16 protein-coding genes and 1 other RNA gene (1 of these 17 cut by a window edge) are annotated in these 18,677 nt (G+C 45.7%); 15 read left to right on the top strand and 2 right to left on the bottom strand.

Annotated features, from left to right (window positions below; all coding sequences use genetic code 11):
• Positions 1-172 precede the first annotated feature (172 nt).
• Complete coding sequence (locus KIK04_RS09615; RefSeq protein ID WP_232278026.1) at positions 173-1,225, bottom strand: type III polyketide synthase; 1,053 nt, start codon at positions 1,223-1,225, stop codon at positions 173-175.
• Between the two features lie 168 nt (positions 1,226-1,393).
• Between KIK04_RS09615 and KIK04_RS09610 the strand changes: the two genes are divergently transcribed.
• Together KIK04_RS09610 and argS are read left to right on the top strand one after the other, a co-directional pair.
• Positions 1,394-1,927 carry a YwiB family protein gene (locus tag KIK04_RS09610; RefSeq protein ID WP_232278025.1) on the top strand — a complete coding sequence of 178 codons (534 nt, stop codon included), beginning with the start codon at positions 1,394-1,396 and terminating at the stop codon, positions 1,925-1,927.
• Positions 1,928-1,974: 47 nt separating this feature from the next.
• Positions 1,975-3,654 carry an arginine--tRNA ligase gene (argS, locus tag KIK04_RS09605; RefSeq protein ID WP_232278024.1) on the top strand — a complete coding sequence of 560 codons (1,680 nt, stop codon included), beginning with the start codon at positions 1,975-1,977 and terminating at the stop codon, positions 3,652-3,654.
• A gap of 97 nt (positions 3,655-3,751) precedes the next feature.
• Here argS and KIK04_RS09600 read toward each other — a convergent pair whose 3' ends face one another.
• Entirely contained in the window at positions 3,752-4,903 is a 1,152-nt protein-coding gene (locus KIK04_RS09600) for a S8 family peptidase (protein WP_232278023.1), read from the bottom strand.
• A gap of 438 nt (positions 4,904-5,341) precedes the next feature.
• On the opposite strand from KIK04_RS09600, the gene rpoE reads away from it, so the two are divergent.
• The 13 genes from rpoE to recR form a co-directional block, all read left to right on the top strand.
• Entirely contained in the window at positions 5,342-5,902 is a 561-nt protein-coding gene (gene rpoE, locus KIK04_RS09595; protein WP_232278022.1) for a DNA-directed RNA polymerase subunit delta, read from the top strand.
• A 472-nt stretch (positions 5,903-6,374) separates the two neighbouring features.
• The gene (locus KIK04_RS09590) at positions 6,375-7,976 is read left to right on the top strand and encodes a CTP synthase (protein ID WP_232278021.1); all 1,602 of its coding nucleotides are present in this window, start codon (positions 6,375-6,377) and stop codon (positions 7,974-7,976) included.
• A 226-nt stretch (positions 7,977-8,202) separates the two neighbouring features.
• Positions 8,203-8,610, top strand: coding sequence for a response regulator (locus KIK04_RS09585; protein WP_269671013.1), 408 nt, complete (start codon positions 8,203-8,205; stop codon positions 8,608-8,610).
• A 228-nt stretch (positions 8,611-8,838) separates the two neighbouring features.
• Positions 8,839-9,693 (top strand): class II fructose-1,6-bisphosphate aldolase, encoded by an 855-nt coding sequence (gene fba / locus KIK04_RS09580; RefSeq protein WP_232278020.1) that lies wholly within the window; start codon positions 8,839-8,841, stop codon positions 9,691-9,693.
• Between the two features lie 257 nt (positions 9,694-9,950).
• Positions 9,951-11,204: a UDP-N-acetylglucosamine 1-carboxyvinyltransferase gene (locus KIK04_RS09575; RefSeq protein ID WP_232278668.1), complete on the top strand. Its 1,254-nt coding sequence runs from the start codon at positions 9,951-9,953 to the stop codon at positions 11,202-11,204.
• A 277-nt stretch (positions 11,205-11,481) separates the two neighbouring features.
• Positions 11,482-12,789 carry a transcription termination factor Rho gene (rho, locus tag KIK04_RS09570; protein WP_232278019.1) on the top strand — a complete coding sequence of 436 codons (1,308 nt, stop codon included), beginning with the start codon at positions 11,482-11,484 and terminating at the stop codon, positions 12,787-12,789.
• 32 nt (positions 12,790-12,821) lie between these two features.
• Positions 12,822-14,090 carry a radical SAM family protein gene (locus KIK04_RS09565; RefSeq protein ID WP_232278018.1) on the top strand — a complete coding sequence of 423 codons (1,269 nt, stop codon included), beginning with the start codon at positions 12,822-12,824 and terminating at the stop codon, positions 14,088-14,090.
• 133 nt (positions 14,091-14,223) lie between these two features.
• Positions 14,224-14,421, top strand: coding sequence for a 50S ribosomal protein L31 (gene rpmE, locus KIK04_RS09560; protein WP_232278017.1), 198 nt, complete (start codon positions 14,224-14,226; stop codon positions 14,419-14,421).
• Positions 14,422-14,690: 269 nt separating this feature from the next.
• Positions 14,691-14,958, top strand: an RNA gene (gene ffs / locus KIK04_RS09555) — signal recognition particle sRNA large type.
• Between the two features lie 143 nt (positions 14,959-15,101).
• Positions 15,102-16,241, top strand: coding sequence for an ATP-binding protein (locus KIK04_RS09550; protein WP_232278016.1), 1,140 nt, complete (start codon positions 15,102-15,104; stop codon positions 16,239-16,241).
• A 106-nt stretch (positions 16,242-16,347) separates the two neighbouring features.
• Entirely contained in the window at positions 16,348-18,102 is a 1,755-nt protein-coding gene (gene dnaX / locus KIK04_RS09545; protein WP_232278015.1) for a DNA polymerase III subunit gamma/tau, read from the top strand.
• A 42-nt stretch (positions 18,103-18,144) separates the two neighbouring features.
• The gene (locus KIK04_RS09540; RefSeq protein WP_232278014.1) at positions 18,145-18,456 is read left to right on the top strand and encodes a YbaB/EbfC family nucleoid-associated protein; all 312 of its coding nucleotides are present in this window, start codon (positions 18,145-18,147) and stop codon (positions 18,454-18,456) included.
• Between the two features lie 34 nt (positions 18,457-18,490).
• Positions 18,491-18,677, top strand: partial view of a recombination mediator RecR gene (gene recR, locus KIK04_RS09535; protein ID WP_232278013.1) — the 5' portion only. 413 nt of this gene lie beyond the right edge of the window; the window shows 187 of its 600 coding nt (coding positions 1-187); its start codon is at positions 18,491-18,493; its stop codon lies off the right edge, out of view.

Here is an 18,677-nt window from a genome sequence, read left to right as displayed (position 1 = left end):
AAGGTGTTGACCACCTGGAGGTAACGTGTTCTAGGTGGTCAATTTATTGCGAAATACGGAATACGAATTACGAATTACGAATTAAGAACTGCCAAGTGTGATATTTGAGAATTTAAATACTTATGTGAACATTGAAATCCTTATAAATATATGGTTTGAAAAAAGATTACGACTAGCCCTCCTTCCAAGTGCCTATGCACATCTCCGCTGTAAATCCAGGTCCAAAAGCTGCTAACAGCCCCCTTTCTCCATCCGTTCTTTCCTTACTTTCAAACATCCGTGCAAGTACATCAAATACGACTACACTGGACAAGTTCCCGCATTCAGCCAAGCTTTGCCGACTCCAATTAACGTGTTGCTCATCAATTTCTAGATGCTTGACCAGCTCGTCCAAGATACGTCTTCCCCCTGTATGAAACACGAAGAAATTCAGCTGATCGACGGTGCTATTCATCGTATCCTCAGTAAAAGCTCGCATAATTGGTGCTACGGTTTCAATAGTAGACATTACTTTCTTATCTAATACAAAATGAAAACCCGTATCTTTTACGTTGTAGGCAATATAATGCTCGGTATTCTTCATTAAAAAAGAGCGATCTGCTTCTACGCGGTAGCCCGTACCACCAGTGCCGCGCATGACACATGCGGATACACTGTCGCCAAATAATGCAGCCGATACGAAATCGGAGATAGAGTTATCGGTAGGCTGGAAGCACAGCGAACAGAACTCAACACTAACGATGAGCACATTCGCTTCCTTATAAGCAGAGCAATATTCAAACGCTCGATTAATGGCCGAGGCCCCGGCAACACAGCCAAGCTGTGCAATTGGAAGTTGCTTCGTGTCTTCTCGGAATGGAAAATGGCTAATGAGATAAGCTGTTAATGAAGGCATCATAAATCCGGTGCAGGACGTGACGATGATGAGGTCAATTTCGTTGGGTTGTAGTTCCGCATGAGTTAAGGCCTGTTCTACAGCTGCAATTCCAAGTCTTCGCGCTTCTTCCATATAAATGAGATTGCGCTGCTCAAATCCGGCGTGCTCGATAATTTCTTCAATGGGTCGTACGATATGTCTCGTATATACCTCGGTGTTACGAATCATCCGCTTAATGGTAGACCATTGTGGATGATTGGGATGGAGCTGTTCAAGAATTTCAATCATTTTATCTTGATCGACAATAAATTGGGGTCTTACGATAGCCGGTTTCGCTAATGTGCCCATATAATCCCACCTTCTTAAACGATATTCTATTTTAATGTAACACATCGACAATAATTTTCCATCTAAATGTATACTCCTCATTTTTTCAGGCGAAACAGGTTGCAAATGGGGCTTAATTACCGGATAATTTATAGATATGAATTTTTGGAATGGAATAGGGGACTACGTATGACGGGCCAATCACCAGATAAACTTCAAGTGTATATTACGGTCCGCAGCCGACAGGATGAGGAGCAAGTGGTGCAGCGAATTGTAGGCGACCTGTACCGCAAAGGCGATAGCTTCTTCCTTCGTTATGTCGAGCCGGCTCCTGAGCAAGAGGGAGTGAAGCGACGAAGGGGCTCCAAGTCGGAAACGGCTTCACAGCAGACTTCGGACGATTCGACAACGGGCACAACGCAGGTCACGATGAAGATTAGCAAAGACCAAATGAAGCTTATTCGACGTGGTCATGTTGAGTCTGAACAAACATTCGATATGAAGCAGCGGCAAACGGGATTTTATCGCTCTCCTGTCATGCGATTTTTAATGACAACGGAGACGACGAAGTTGGATTTGGGAGCGGCTTGGCCTTTCGAAGGGCCACTCCAATTTGAACAATTAGAGCTTGAATGGGCATACCGTTTATATATAGAAGATCAATGTACGGGACAGTTTGATCTGTTGTTGCGTTTGCGACCGCATACACAACAATCGGAATAACAACAACGAAGTCATTTTAATCGGAGCAAGCAGGAGGAACTAATTTTATGAGCAACAGTGTAATGGAACGAATTAATGAGCAAGTGAAAAATGCGTTAGAAAATGCGATTGTGGCAGCAGGTATCGTTGCACGTGAGGAATTGCCAGCATTCGTGATCGAGACGCCGAAAGATAAAACGCACGGTGATATGGCTACTAACGTAGCTATGCAATTAACGCGCATTGCCAAACGCAACCCGCGCCAAATTGCAGAGGCGATTTTGGAGCACTTGGATAAAGCGTCTGCTTCGATTGAAAGTGCAGACATCGCAGGCCCAGGTTTCATTAACTTCCGCATGAACAAGAGCTACTTGTTCGATGTTGTAAAGGAAGTAACAGAAAAAGGCGCAGACTATGGACGTGTTAACTTCGGTGCAGGCCAACGTGCGCAAGTGGAGTTTGTATCTGCCAACCCAACAGGTAGCTTGCATTTGGGACATGCCCGCGGCGCAGCTGTAGGGGATGCTCTGTGCAACTTGCTTGATTTTGCAGGCTATGAAATGACCCGCGAATATTACATTAATGATGCAGGTAACCAAGTGATGAACTTGGCGAAATCGATCGAGTGCCGCTATAAGCAAGCGCTTGGCATGGATGCTGAAATGCCAGAGGATGGCTACCACGGCGAAGACATTAAAGGTTTTGCAGAGGAGCTGGCAGCTAAAGAAGGCGATCGTCTGCTTCAGCTTTCGGACGAAGAGCGTACGACTTATTTCCGCAACTACGGTTTGGAAAAAGAGTTGGACAAAATTAAGCGCGACCTTCATCGTTTCCGCGTACCGTTCGACGTGTGGTTCAGTGAAACTTCCATGTACGAGAGCGGCGAAGTGCTGAGAGGCTTGGATGCTTTGCGCGCTAGTGGGCACGTGTACGAGCATGAAGGTGCAACATGGTTGCGTACAACGACGTTCGGAGACGACAAAGATCGCGTGTTGATTAAAAATGACGGATCGTATACGTATTTGACGCCAGACGTCGCGTACCATGCTTATAAGTACGCTCGCGGCTTCGATAAAGTCATTAACATTTGGGGCGCGGACCACCACGGCTACATTCCACGTATGAAAGCGGCGATGGAGTCTCTTGGCAACGATCCGAAGAAGCTTATCGTGCTAATTGCACAGATGGTAAGCCTGTTCCAGAACGGTGAAAAAGTAAAAATGTCCAAGCGTACAGGCAAAGCCGTGACGATGGAAGATTTGATGGACGAAGTAGGCGTTGACGCTATTCGTTACTTCTTTACGATGCGTTCGATGGACTCGCATCTTGATTTCGATATGGATTTGGCGATTTCGACATCCAATGACAATCCCGTGTTCTACGTGCAATATGCACACGCACGTATTTGCAGTATTCACCGTCAAGCAGAGGAGCAACATATTGCGCTCAAGTCTTTGGCTGACATTGACTTGACGAAGCTGACGACTGAGCATGAATATGACCTTCTGCGTAAAATGGGTGAGCTTCCAGAGGAAATTACGGTCGCTGCGCGTGACTATGCGCCGCATCGTCTCATTCGTTATGTTTACGAGTTGGCATCCATGTTCCACAGCTACTACAAAGCGGAGCGTGTCATTACGGAGGATGCTGAGCAGACGCAAGCTCGCTTGGCATTGCTTAGCGCTGTGCGCACCGTTATCGCGAACGTATTGCGCCTAGTTGGTGTATCTGCACCAGAACGTATGTAAGTGTGAGCTTGTCACATCATATTTTGTGTCGTTACGTAGCGTCACGTATGACCATGTGATATGCCTTCATATAAACAGGTAAAAGAAGCAGAGCGATTTAGCGCTCTGCTTCTTTTAATAATCGGGACACATCGATTTCGTAAGAGACAGGGGTTGTTTTGCTGCGATTAATAGGGCAGCGTGTCGGGTTGGCAGAGCGGCGTAACAACGCTTTGATTTCGCCTGGATTGAGTTCAGGATTCATCGCCAGCAATAAGGCGATTGCACCGCTCACATGAGACGTAGCCATCGAGGTGCCGCTCATTTCGTGATACTTGCCTTTTAACCAAGAGGACACTATTTTTTCCCCAGGTGCATAAATATCGACATATCTTCCCCGATTACTGAACGGTGCAATGCGATGAAGTTTATCGGTGGCTCCTACCGAAATCGTTTGCGTATAACGTGCGGGGTAGTCGATTGACTTGCGTTTCGAATCGTTGCCAGAGGAGGCGACGATCGTTACGCCGGCATTGTACGCATTCGTAACGGCGCTTAATAACGATTTGCTGCGCGATTTCATACCAAAGCTCATATTAATAATATTGAGCTCGTTGCGTACACACCAGTCAATGCCTTGGACAATATCAGATACATAAGCCGAACCATTTTCATCGAATGCTTTTACAGGATGAATCAGTGCCCGAGGTGCCACGCCGATAATGCCATAAATTTGATTGGATGCAGCAATCGTGCCTGCAATATGAGTGCCATGTCCATTATCGTCGTGAGGTGGAAGGCCGCGATGTACAAAATTGACACCGCGCATGAGCGCATGCTGCAAATCAGGATGGCGAAAATCTGCTCCTGTATCAATGACACCAATTTGAATGCGATGTCCTGTCGTTGTGCTCCACGCTTGAGGAGCCTTTATTTGACGAACTCCCCATGGTACACCGCTCTCCCATGCCACTGGCTTGCGAGTCGCGGCGTGCATCTGAATGAGGACATCATCCTCTACCGACCAATCACGTCCATTAAGTTCTAGAATTCGCTTTCCATCATCCGAAAGTGGGCACATCAAGGCATGAATCAACGGAGAGACGCGGATGCGTTGGAGCAATATATGCTCCTTCTGTAGTCCTTCTAACGCAACGCGGCATTGATTGAAAAGTTGAATGTTATGGAAGCGAATGAAATAATTGCGCGTGTTTGAATCGGAGGAAGATAATTCTTGAAGCAACAAGTGGAGAAATCCCGTAACATCCAATGTCGAGTCCCTCCCGACAGGTCCTTGTGCAGTATCGTATGCGAGTTGCGCGGGGGTGGACTGGGGTAGGCGCCTTTTTTATAAAAGTTAGGCCTTATTCCGTGTCAAACGACTTCTGCGGACATAGTATGAGAGTAGAGCCAGCGAAGGGCTCAGTACGCCAGAGCGGGGGCGGTAATGACCGTCTTCGGGTGCGGATACAGTCGAACGCGGAGGGACGCCCTTCGCGTTTCTTTATTTCCTTGATAAAAACAGGATTTATACATATAAAATGCCAGTAATGTTAGATACATAATTATAAATTTGGACGCAATTTAACTGAAAATCGGGCGTAAAACAGGAACAAAACTTGCTTTTTCGAGAAAGATCGGTTTTACTTAGGTGTGAACATGGAAATGTTAGAACTAGTTTGAACCTTTGTGAAAAGGATGTGTCCGTATGAGCACCCCGTTGGATTTAAAACTGGATCCCAATAAAGTGCAAGAAATGCCGATGGTGGATCTGGCTTTCATGATTTTGAAAGTAGCAAACACACCATTCTATTACCGCGACTTGATGAATGAAGTGGCAAAGCTGCGTGGATTGACTAAAGGGCAAATTAACGATGTCATCGCACAGCTATATACTGAGATTAACATTGACGGGCGGTTTGCTTGCGTCGGCAACAACCTATGGGGTTTGAAGCGCTGGTACCCTGTTGATCGTTCTGAAGATGCGATGACAGGCGGTGCTAAACGTCCGCGCATCATCAACGATGATGATGATGATCTGGAAGATGACGAGATTTATGTGGAAGAAGACGACGCTTACACTGGCGACGAAGATTTTGATTTCGTCGATGAGGATAGCGAAGACGAAATTTACGTTGACGACGAGGAAGAAGCGGAAGTTGACGAAGAAGTTGGTATAGAAGGAGAGCTTGAAGAATCGGACTCCGAATCGGATGAAGACGAAGAAGCTGACGATTTTGAAGAAGGCGAAGACGAAGAGAATCGCTAATCGTTCATAATCAACTGAATAAAATGCCGGTTATGCTTTCTTGCCTTAGCTGCAGGATGTATAACCGGCATTTTTTCGTTGAGTGGCGTGATTTTTTTAGTTGTAAAAATCCAATCAAGTTCCCTTGACACGGAAGTACCTACGGAGTAAACTAGCATATGGGCTTTGGAAGTGAGTTTAACATAATACGAGTTTGCGTTTAAATATAGAAAGTGCCCCGTGACAATACGGGAGTCACTTTTTTGTTTTTTTATGAATCATATTTACGGGAGAAGGAACCCTAAATTAGGATTCAACGCGGAGATAATTGATCCTCGGTTAAGGTTAATTCGTTTCGACTGCATCATTTTTGTTCTGCAATTGGGTTGCGATAACAACATAACAAGCATCATGCACTTCATCGAACCGTTTTGCAATCAAAGCCTCCCGAGAACATGGCATGATTGCACTTGATCATAGGAGGGTTTCACCAGTGGCAAAATACATTTTCGTGACGGGCGGCGTCGTTTCGTCTTTAGGTAAAGGGATTACAGCTGCATCTTTGGGCAGACTTTTGAAAAATCGAGGTCTTAAAGTTACGATCCAGAAATGTGATCCGTACATTAACGTAGACCCGGGTACAATGAGCCCTTATCAGCATGGTGAAGTATTCGTAACTGATGATGGCGCGGAAACGGATCTTGACCTTGGTCACTACGAGCGTTTTATTGATATTAACTTGTCGAAGAACAGCAACGTAACAACAGGTAAGATCTACTCTTCGGTTATTTCCAAAGAGCGCCGCGGTGAATATTTGGGCGGCACTGTGCAAGTTATTCCGCACATTACGAACGAAATTAAAGAGCGCGTATATCGTGCAGGCAAAGAATCGGGTACCGACGTTGTTATTACCGAAATCGGTGGTACAGTTGGCGACATCGAAAGCTTGCCGTTTATTGAAGCGATTCGTCAAATTAAGAGCGAAGTCGGCCGCGATAACGTGATGTACATCCACGTTACGCTAGTTCCTTACATTAAAGCTGCAGGCGAAGTGAAAACAAAGCCAACACAGCATAGCGTTAAGGAATTGCGCAGCATCGGCATTCAGCCGAATATGCTCGTTTGCCGTACGGAGCATGGATTGGCAGAAGACTTGAAGCGCAAGATTGCACTCTTCTGTGACATCGATCCAAACGCGGTTGTGGAATGCCGTGATGCTTCCACACTTTACGAAGTACCACTTATGTTGCGTGAGCAAGGTATGGATGACTTCGTTGTGAATCACTTGAAATTGCAAACTCCTGAGCCAGATATGACAGAGTGGACAAAGCTTGTAGAGCGCGTTAAACAATTGCAAGGCGAAGTTGAAATTGCAATTGTCGGTAAATACGTTGCACTGCACGATGCTTATTTGTCTGTTGTAGAAGCATTGGCGCATGCAGGAATTGATGCGAATACAGATGTTAAGTTGCGTTGGGTCAACGCAGAAGAAATTACAGCAGAGAACGTAGCAGAGCACTTGTCTGGAATCAACGGTATTCTCGTGCCAGGTGGCTTCGGCGATCGTGGTATCGAAGGTAAAGTGGAAGCCATTCGTTTTGCTCGTGAACAACGCATTCCGTTCTTCGGTATTTGCCTTGGTATGCAAGTGGCGTGCATCGAGTATGCACGTAATGTAGTTGGTTTGGAAGGCGCGAACAGCTCCGAAATCAATCCATCTACAGGATATCCAGTTATCGACTTGTTGCCAGAGCAGAAGGATATTGAAGACTTGGGTGGTACAATGCGTCTTGGCTTGTATCCTTGCAAACTGCAAGAAGGTTCGCTTGCGATGGAATGCTACGCAGATGAGCTCGTTTACGAGCGTCATCGTCACCGCTATGAGTTCAACAATGAATACCGTGAAATGGTTGAACGTGCTGGCTTGAAAATTACGGGCACATCACCAGACGGCCGTCTCGTCGAGATCGTCGAGCTACCAGGACATCCTTGGTTCTTGGCTGCGCAATTCCATCCGGAGTTCGCATCCCGTCCGAACCGTCCACAGCCGTTGTTCCGTGAATTTGTTAAAGCAGCTATTCAATATCGCGGTTAATTATAATGAAATAAAAAAACGAAGGTCCTTTTGGGGCTTTCGTTTTTTTATTTTACCCCTCCTAAAAGCCAATGTTTTTCCAACATAAAGCAGGAATTTATTGCTTTGGAGCGAATAAATAACTTGAAATGGACGTGCAACAACATTCATGCTCGGCATGATAAGCGATGCGTCGCTATGGACACAGTTACGCTCGCTCGTGATACACGGTGGGAGGGGTACCAGTTTGGATAAGAGGAAAGTGTTAATTGTCGATGATCAGAACGGTATTCGGGTTCTTCTCATGGAAGTGTTCAGCAGTGAAGGTTATATGACTTATCAAGCATCTAATGGCAAGACCGCATTGGAAATTGTCCGCGATCATGCTCCGGACATCGTGCTGCTGGATATGAAAATACCCGGTATGGACGGACTTGAAATTTTAAAACAAATCAAACAGATGAAGCCTTACATGAACGTCATTATGATGACGGCATATGGGGAACTAGACATGATTAAAGAAGCAACTGATTTAGGTGCGATTATGCACTTTACAAAACCGTTTGATATTGATGAAATGAGAGTCGCTGTAAATATGACCTTGGAGCGTCATGATCAACACTCATCAGGAAGTCAAATGTCGATGCCATCGTAATGACTTAAATAGACCGTAACCAAGCCGGGTGGCGAAGCCCGGCTGTTTTTCAGTTCATTAGTTCCCATTTACTTACAATTGACCGATTTATAGACTAGATTTGGTATATACTGATTTGTCAAGGGCATGTTTACTTTTTGCAGGTCAAATGTGATATACTATCATAGTAAACTTGTCGGCTACAGTTGGAGAGACAGACGACGAAAACCTGTATAGGAGGATGGAACCATGCCATTAGTTTCCATGAATGAATTCCTACCAAAAGCAAAAGAAAACAAATTTGCAGTAGGTCAATTCAATATTAATAACCTTGAGTTTGTACAAGCTATTACAGACGCGGGAATCGAGACAAATTCCCCACTTATCTTCGGTGTTTCCGAAGGCGCTTTGAAGTACATGGGTATCGAGTACACTGTTGCAATGGCACAAGCAGCAGCTGCAAAATCCGGTTTGCCAATCGCTTTGCACCTCGACCACGGTAGCACATTTGAAGTTGCTATGAAATGTATCCGTGCTGGATTCTCTTCCGTTATGTTTGACGGTTCCCACCACTCTTTTGAAGACAACATTCGTTTGACAAAAGAAGTTGTTAAAGCAGCACACGCTATGGGCGTTTCTGTTGAAGGTGAGCTTGGAACAATCGGCGGTACTGAGGACGATTTGACAGTTGACGAAGAGCATGCAACATTGGCTAAGCCAGAAGAAGCTATCCGCTTCTGGGAAGAAACAGGCGTTGATGCTTTGGCAATCGCTGTTGGTACAGCTCACGGTATGTACAAAGGCGAGCCTAAGATCCACTTCGATATTATCGAAGCTGTTACAAGCAAAATTCCAGTTCCAGTTGTATTGCATGGCGGTTCCGGTGTACCTGACGATGCTATTCAAAAAGCTATCGCTGCGGGCGTTGGTAAAATCAACGTTAACACAGAGAACCAAGTGGCTTGCACAACAACAATCCGCGAAGTATTGGCTAAAGACGCTAACATTTACGATCCACGTAAATATTTGGTTCCAGCTCGCGACGCGATTAAAGCAACTGTTCTTGAAAAAATCCGTTTGTTCGGTTCTAGCAACCAAGCTTAAACGGCTTTGCAGTTATACGAATGCGGGAATAGCACCGGTTCGCCGGTGTTTTTCCCTTTTTCTAATGATCTAGAGGAAAATATTTCTACAATTTTAGTTAATAGTCCTAAGAACCGTTGTTTCTTTTTGATGTAACACGGTTTTTTATATGACTCGGTATACAATTGAACTCGGTAGTCTTTACAGTAGAAAGGCCAACTCAATTATCGCACTGCGGCTCAACATGTAGCACAGTGTGGGAGGAACGAGAACGAGTGATGGAAAAGCTTATGATTAGCGGCGGTCGACCGCTGCGAGGCACAGTCCAAATTAGCGGTGCTAAAAATAGCGCAGTTGCGCTTATACCTGCCTCACTTATGGCTGAGAGCAAAGTTGTGCTGGATAATATGCCTGACTTGAGTGACGTTGCCACGTTCGGAGAGATTGTAGCTGAACTGGGTGGTCAAGTTGAATGGGATGGATCTAGCATGCAGATCAACCCCTCCAATCTCATTTCAGTGCCCATGCATAATGGTTTAGTGAAGAAATTGCGTGCATCCTACTACTTAATGGGGGCCCTGTTGGGTCGCTTTGGTACTGCAACGATCGGAATGCCGGGAGGCTGCGCCTTTGAACCGCGTCCGATAGATCAACATATTAAAGGCTTTGAAGCACTTGGAGCCACAGTGAGCATGGATCACGGCTCGATTCATATTGAAGCGCGTGAATTACGAGGCGCTAAAATCTACTTAGATGTCGTCAGTGTTGGGGCGACAATCAACATTATGCTGGCGGCTTCACGAGCCAAAGGTACCACGACGATTGAAAATGCGGCAAAAGAGCCTGAAATTATAGATGTTGCTACATTGCTAAACGCAATGGGCGCTAAGATAAAAGGTGCGGGAACCGAAACGATCCGCATCGAAGGCGTAGATAGTCTGCATGGATGCCGTCATTCCATTATTCCTGACCGTATACAAGCTGGAACATACATGATCCTAGCAGCAGCGACACGTGGTGACATTCTTATCGACAACGTTATTCCTAAACATTTGGAAGCCCTTTCCGCTAAATTATTAGAAATGGGCGTTGAAGTGCTGGAAGGCGATGAGTCGATACGGGTCATTGGTCGGCCTAGCTACGAAAGTGTGGATGTGAGGACGCTCGTATATCCTGGATTTGCAACTGATTTGCAATCCCAGATGACAAGCTTATTAACACAGGCGACGGGCGTAAGCATTATAACCGATTATGTGTACAGCAACCGCTTTAAACATGTACCCGAACTTATTCGACTAGGTGCCAAAATCCGTGTCGAAGGACGTTCAGCTGTTATTGAAGGTTCTCAACTAAATGCAGCGGCAGTTCGAGCTGCTGATTTGCGTGCGGGTGCAGCGCTTGTTATCGCGGGTTTGACGGTTAGTAACGGTGTAACGGAGGTTTCTGGTGTCGAGTATATTGATCGAGGCTACGATAACCTTGTACACAATTTGCGCCAGCTTGGTGCAGATGTGTGGCGGCAAGCGGAATAAAGTTGTTCATTTGGGGTAAAAATTAGATAATAACCTTCTCTTCTCTATTATCAATTACGATATTTCATCTCAGCAATCTTGCTATGCGAGGCTTATCTTAACTTCTGTCCATCATCACATTTAGTATGTATCCGTTAAACAACCATAACAGATGAATGACAAGAATATAGTGACCTGTATTTCCGTACACGTACTACGCACATTTTATGAGTATCACCACCCTAACTAGCAGATATTTTTACTCACACGTATTATAAACAGAATAGGAGCTGTGTTTATGGATTTACAAATTGCCGATTTGGAAAGCAAGAAGCTAACCGAGCTCTACAAGCTTGCGAAGCAGTTTCAAATTCAGGGTTACGGTCAAATGAAGAAAAAAGAGCTAATCTTTGCTATTTTGCGTGCCCAAGCTGAGCAAGGTGGCTTTATGTTTATGGAAGGTGTATTGGACATTTTGCCAGAAGGATTCGGCTTCCTACGTCCTATTAACTACTTGCCTAGCCCGGAAGATATTTATATTTCGCAATCACAGATTAGAAGATTTGACCTTCGTACAGGTGACTTAGTGTCTGGTAAATGCCGTCCGCCGAAAGAGAACGAGCGCTACTTTGGATTACTTCAGATTAATGCGGTAAACGGTGAGAACCCAGAAGACGCGGCACAACGCTTGCATTTTCCTGCGTTAACTCCCCTCTATCCACAAAAGAGGTTAGTACTCGAAACAGCCCCAAATAAGATTTCAACGCGCATTATGGATTTAGTCGCTCCTATCGGTCTTGGACAACGTGGACTTATTGTTGCTCCTCCAAAAGCCGGCAAGACTTTATTACTGAAGGAAATTGCCAACAGTATTTCGGAGAACCATCCTGAAATCGAGCTATTTGTACTGCTTATCGACGAGCGTCCGGAAGAAGTAACGGATATGCAGCGTTCGGTTAAAGGGGAAGTTATTGCTTCTACATTTGATGAATTACCTGAAAATCATATTAAGGTAACTGAGTTGGTATTGGAGCGTGCGCTACGTCTTGTTGAGCACAAAAAAGATGTTGTCATATTGATGGATAGTATTACACGTCTGGCTCGTGCTTACAATTTGGTCGTTCCAACATCGGGACGTACATTGAGTGGCGGTATCGACCCAGCTTCGTTCCATCGTCCAAAGCGTTTCTTCGGTTCTGCGCGTAATATTGAAGAGGGCGGAAGCTTGACAATATTGGCAACAGCACTTGTTGAGACAGGGTCACGTATGGATGACATCATTTATGAAGAATTTAAAAGTACGGGGAACACAGAATTGCATCTGGATCGCAAGCTAGCTGAACGCCGTATTTTCCCAGCAATTGACATTCGTCGTTCTGGTACACGCCGTGAGGAAATTTTGTTATCGAAGGAAGAGCTTGAGAAGTTGTGGGCTATCCGTAAAAATATGAATGAAACACCAGAATTCGTCGATCAATTCTTGAAAAAGATGCGTGACACGAAGACGAACGAAGAATTTATGGCCAGCCTTGATGCGAACGGAACAGGTAATGGCAATGGCAGCACGACGCCGACACGCCGCACGCGCAGCACGTCTGTCAGCTAGGCTGGACGGTTCAACAGGAGGTTTATTTTACAATGTACTTAGTGTATGCAGATGAAAAAGGCAACATTTTTGACCATTCCGAGTTAATAGGCCTTGCTCGCAGCGGAGATATGGTTGTGGAAATATTTCCAGAAGAACTAATTCCGCTGCCAGAGGGAGCGACGCTCGTCGGATTGCCGGGGACGCGTCCGGTTGCGATGGACCCGGATACAGGAGAGATGGTGGCGCTTCCAGGAAATGTACAGGCTGTCGGTGCATTGTTGCCACAGGGTTTTACCCGACTGCACATTCCGAGTTACGTAAAAACGGACAAGGCACAAGTGTTGCCGCTGTTCGGGTATTCAGCCGTCGTTTGGAAGGATGACGGATTTTATGTAGCGGCTGACCCGTCGGATGATCCGGATAAATGGGACCCGTTAAATTGCGACCGTACTGAGCTTCGTGTTCAAGTCGATCAGTTACAACATAAATATCCAGACAACCGTTTGTATCAGCATTTGTCACACTGCGCATTGCAGTATGAATGCTTAACAGCTTCGAATACGTTTCTGAACCGCTGGGAAGGTGCTGTGCCTGTATCGTATTCATGCAATGCGGGCTGCTTTGGCTGCATTTCCGAACAGCCTGACGACAGCGGATTCCCGGCGCCGCAGACGCGTATGAACTTCAAACCAACGGTTGATGAAGTTGTACAAGTCATGTTGGAACACTTGAAGACGCCAGAATCCATTATTAGTTTTGGCCAAGGTTGCGAAGGCGAGCCTTCCACACAAGCCAAAATTATCGTTGAGGCGATGCGTGAAGTGCGCCGCCAAACCGATATGGGATATATCAACATCAACACAAATGCGGGTTTGAATGATCATATTCGCGCAATTGTAGATGCTGGCTTGGACTTGATGCGCGTTAGTACGATCAGTGCGTTGGATGATCATTACAACGCATACTACCGTCCGCGCGGATACACACTATCAAACGTAGAGAAATCACTGCGTTACGCGTCCGAGCAAGGCGTGTACACGTCGATCAATTACTTGATCTTCCCAGGTGTAACTGATCGCGAGGAAGAAGTAGAGGCGATGGTGGAGTTTGCGCGTCGTTCGAAGCTGCGCCTTATTCAAATGCGTAACCTGAATATTGATCCGGAGAGCTACTTGTCATTAATTCCAAAAGCGCAGGGCGACATTCTTGGTATGAAACAGATGCTCGACATTTTCCGTGAAGAATTGCCGGATGTCGTCATTGGTTCTTACTCTCATGTGCCACCTGCTCATCTTGCTCGCCCGAAAGTGCGGGCATAATAAGGGTCACAAATTGACAATAGGTCCCGGCTGTTAAATAGTTGCGACGCAAATTTTGTTGTGCTATACTCCATTTATGTGTCTATATAACTCTGGGAACGCAAAGGGCTCAGGGCGGAGAGAGGTGAATTCAATGAAAGAAGCAATTCAACCGAAATACTACGTAACGACAGTTTCTTGCGCATGCGGAAACACGTTTGAAACAGGTTCCATTAAGGAAAACCTGAAAGTTGAGGTTTGCTCTGCTTGCCACCCATTCTACACTGGTAAACAGAAATTCCTTGATGCAGGCGGTCGTGTTGATCGATTCAAGAAAAAATATGGTATCTAATCCATATGCATATGTATATGATACAGACTCCCTATGCCTCACTGGCTAGGGAGTTTGTTTTTTTATATCCCCCACATTCTCCCCCTAATATCCAAGCATTACCCTCTAATTAAACAGGAAAGTAACAGTGCCAGATAGGCTGCCGCTTGATGAAACACTTCCAGAAAGCTCAAATAATTTTGATATTAAACAGGATGATGAGGTTGACCACGATGCTAATCTTCGACTTCGGTTGCACTTTTTCAGTAAATGGGCTATACTAAGTCATGCCGTGCTAGACGGGGAGGTAGCGGTGCCCTGTAACTCGCAATCCGCTATAGCGAGGTTGAATTCCTGTTAGAGGTATTGTCAATGTGAGGTTTGGCGTTTGTGCACAGTGTTGATGGTTGGGTCCTTCGCAATGGGTGCCTATGAATCTGGTCAGGTCCGGAAGGAAGCAGCCATAAGTAGGAGAGCCTATGTGCCGGAGGGAAGCCTGGCCTGAGCTGGCGCACAGGAGTGCCGCTTGGATTGCAATTATCAATAACAGGTGCACGGTCCTATAATGCACATCAGACACCGAGCTTTCGGTGTTTTTTTTGTAGCTATTGCCATGAGTTTTTGTTTTTAATATGAAATAATGCTCATATACTTATATAATAAAGGTTACGTTTAATTGTAAAGCAAGGTGAGGTGAGCCCATGAAGGATATCGTTCCGCCTGCCGGTTCCGCCGCTCCCCCGTTATCCTCAACTAGAGAACATGTATCAGCAGCCAATGGGGAGTTAAACTTATTGCAGCAGTTTGCAGGAGCTTTTTTACGAGATGTGAATTTGGGAGTTATTGTGCTGGATACGCGGTTTTGTTTAGTGGATGTAAGCGATATGGCGTGCCAAGTGCTCGGATGGGAGCAGGAGCAGGTCCTGAACTGCCGCATGTCAGAACTATTCGGTGAATTGCCCACGGAGCATCATCTTGTACAGCGCTCGCTGCTAGAAGGTGTCGTTGTGCGTAACCATGCAGTACCATGGAGCAACGGTTCGCGGCGATACGATTTGTTACTCGATTCAAACGTGTTGCGGGATACGGAGGGGGCTATCGTTGGGGCGTACGTCATTTTTAAGGATGTATCGAATTTGCGTTCCCTAGAAGAGCAAGTACAACGAAGTGACCGTCTTGCGATGATCGGTCAAATTGCTGCTGGAACAGCGCATGAAATCCGAAATCCGCTAACGTCTATTAAAGGTTTTTTACAAATGTTCAAGAAGACGTTAAATGATAAAGGCATGTCCAAAGAAGTACATCATACCGAAATTATGTTGACTGAAATCAATCGTATCAATGAACTGGTCAGTGAATTTTTACTGCTTAGCAAGCCCAAAAATGTTACGATTGAACGTTTGGACCTTTATCAAGTCATGAACGACATCATGCCGATTATTCGCAACGAAGCCGTGCTGCACGGTGTTCAAGTACGCTACGAAGCGACTGAAGTGATGCCTTACGTAGTAGCTGACCGAGAATTGCTAAAGCAAGTTTTTATTAATATTGCGAAAAATGGGATAGAAGCTATGGTTGGCGGAGGCACACTCAGCGTAACCGTTAAGCTCGATCAAGTGGGACGCTGGGTACTTATAGAAATTCATGATACAGGACCGGGTATTCCAGCTTTTTTAATTGATAAAATTTTCGATCCATTCTTTACAACTAAGCAAAATGGAACGGGTCTTGGTTTATCGGTGTGCCAACGTATCATTCACGATCTTTGCGGAACAATAAGGGTTTCTTCCAAAGGTTTTGGCACTACCTTTACAGTAGCTGTACCGTATCAAGACAACTAAACCGAACGATTTACAGCCATTCCCTTTTTCTTGCAGGGAGGGAATGGCTGTTTTTTTAAGAAATGTGATATAGTATAATAAGAAAAACGTTTTCCGAGGTTGCATTATGGGTCATATAGCATTGTATCGCGCTTGGCGACCACAGTCGTTCCAAGACATGGTCGGACAAAAGCATATTATTCAAACGCTGCAAAATTCGCTGCGTGAGCAGCGTTTTTCGCATGCATATTTGTTCAGCGGTCCGCGTGGAACAGGAAAGACAAGTGCCGCAAAAATTTTAGCCAAAGCCGTCAACTGCGAGCAAGGGCCTGGGCCTGAACCGTGCAACGCTTGTGAGGCGTGCCGTCGCATTACCGCAGGAGCTGTTATGGACGTCGTAGAAATTGACGCCGCTTCTAACCGGGGAGTCGAAGAAATTCGCGACCTGCGTGAAAAAGTGAAATATGCTCCGACGGAAGTGCGCCACAAGGTTTACATCATTGATGAGGTACACATGTTGACGACGGAGGCATTCAACGCTTTACTGAAGACGTTGGAAGAGCCGCCGAGTCATGTTATGTTTATCTTGGCTACAACCGAACCGCATCGTTTGCCAGCGACTATCATTTCACGATGTCAGCGCTTTGATTTCCGACGCGTATCCCTAGAAGAACAGGTTATGCGTCTGGAACAAGTATGCGCTGATGAAGAGATTCAAGCGGATCGCGATAGTCTGGAGTATATCGCAAAGCTGTCAGATGGCGGCATGCGGGATGCTATCAGTCTACTTGACCAAGCCGCATCATTTACTGATGGCCATGTCACATATCGACAGGTGCTCGATATTACAGGAGGCATGCCAGAGGAGCAGTTTGCAGAGCTTGCGCAGGCAGTGCATAATAACGATGTGGGCATTGCGCTCACAGTTATTGAACGCCTCATGCAAGAGGGCAAGAGTGCAGACAAATGCATGGAAAGTTTGTTGTACTTCTTCCGAGACTTGCTTATGATGAAGATGGTGCCTAATGGGGGCGCGTTAACGGATCGCTTAACGAGAGTTGAGGGATTCCGTCCGTTGGCAGAATCGTTCACGGTGGAAAGGCTGTTCTTCACTATTGATACGTTGAATCGTTATCAGACAGAGATGAAATATGCGGTTCAACCGCAAACTTTGTTTGAAGTAGCATTGCTGAACATTGCATCGCAGGCTGGTTCTATCCAGAACAGCAGCGGCAATAGTGCGGCAGGAGCTACACAAGATTCAGACACAACGGCGTCATCCGCTGTCGTGCAACAATTGCAGCGACAACTTGCGTCCTTAGAGACGAAGTTGGAGCAAGTGATGAGTTCAGGGGCAACATCCGCAGCGACGGATAGTGCCAGTCGACAGGAAAGACAGCCAGCAGCAATTAGACAACCAGGGCGTGTTTCCAAACACACCAAAATGCCGCCGCATTTTGAGCGATATGTTTCAGCTCAAGACGAACCTGATTCTGGGCGAGTGCGTGGTAACTGGGGACAAGTGTTGCAGCGTGTGAAGGACTTAGGTGTCACTATTCACGCGTGGCTAGTTAATGGTGAGCCTGTGTCAGCATTAGAAGACAGTGTGCTCGTCGCCTTCAAGAATTCCATTCATCGGGATACGACCGAGAAGCCTAACAATAAGCAAGTTATCGAGCGTGTGTTTGCAGAAGTATTCGGCAAGCCTTATCGTCTTGATACGATGATGCTTAAAGATTGGCAGGTTGCTGATGTTAAAAAGGAAGCGAAGGAAGAGACTCCGTTCCAGCTTGAGCCGGAAGGTCAAGAAAATTCGCGAGAACCATGGATAGATGAGGCCATCCAAATGTTTGGAGAGGACCTTGTTATCATAAAAGATTAATTTACTAAACCTATTATATGCGTACAAAGGAGATTTAAAGCTATGAACAATATGAACCAAATGATGAAGCAAGTTAAAAAGATGCAAGAGCAAATGTTGAAAGCACAAGAAGCTTTGGCTGACAAGAAAATTGCTGGCACATCCGGTGGCGGCGCAGTAACAGTTGAAGTTAACGGCCACAAAAAAGTGTTGAGCATTGCAATCAAACCAGAAGTAATGGACCAAGACGACATGGAAATGCTGCAAGATCTTATCATTACAGCTGTAAACGACGCGTTGACGAAGGCTGAAGATTTGGCTAACGACGACATGGCTAAGTTTACAGGTGGCATGCGCATCCCTGGCTTGTTCTAGTCGTTAAATATGCCATCGTAAAGGGGAGCGGGCATTGTATTATCCAGAACCGATCGCCAAATTGATCGATGCATTTACTCATTTGCCGGGAATTGGTCCGAAGACAGCTGCGCGCCTTGCTTTTCATGTGCTACGTATGCAAGAGGACGATGTTATTGATTTCGCCAAGGCACTTGTTAACGTAAAACGGAACTTGCACTATTGCTCTGTATGCTGCAACA

The sequence above is a fragment of the Paenibacillus sp. 481 genome, from assembly GCF_021223605.1.
GTDB lineage: Bacteria > Bacillota > Bacilli > Paenibacillales > Paenibacillaceae > Paenibacillus_B.
The sequence above is the reverse complement of the archived record's forward strand: the minus strand, read 5'-3'. Positions and strand labels throughout refer to the sequence as shown.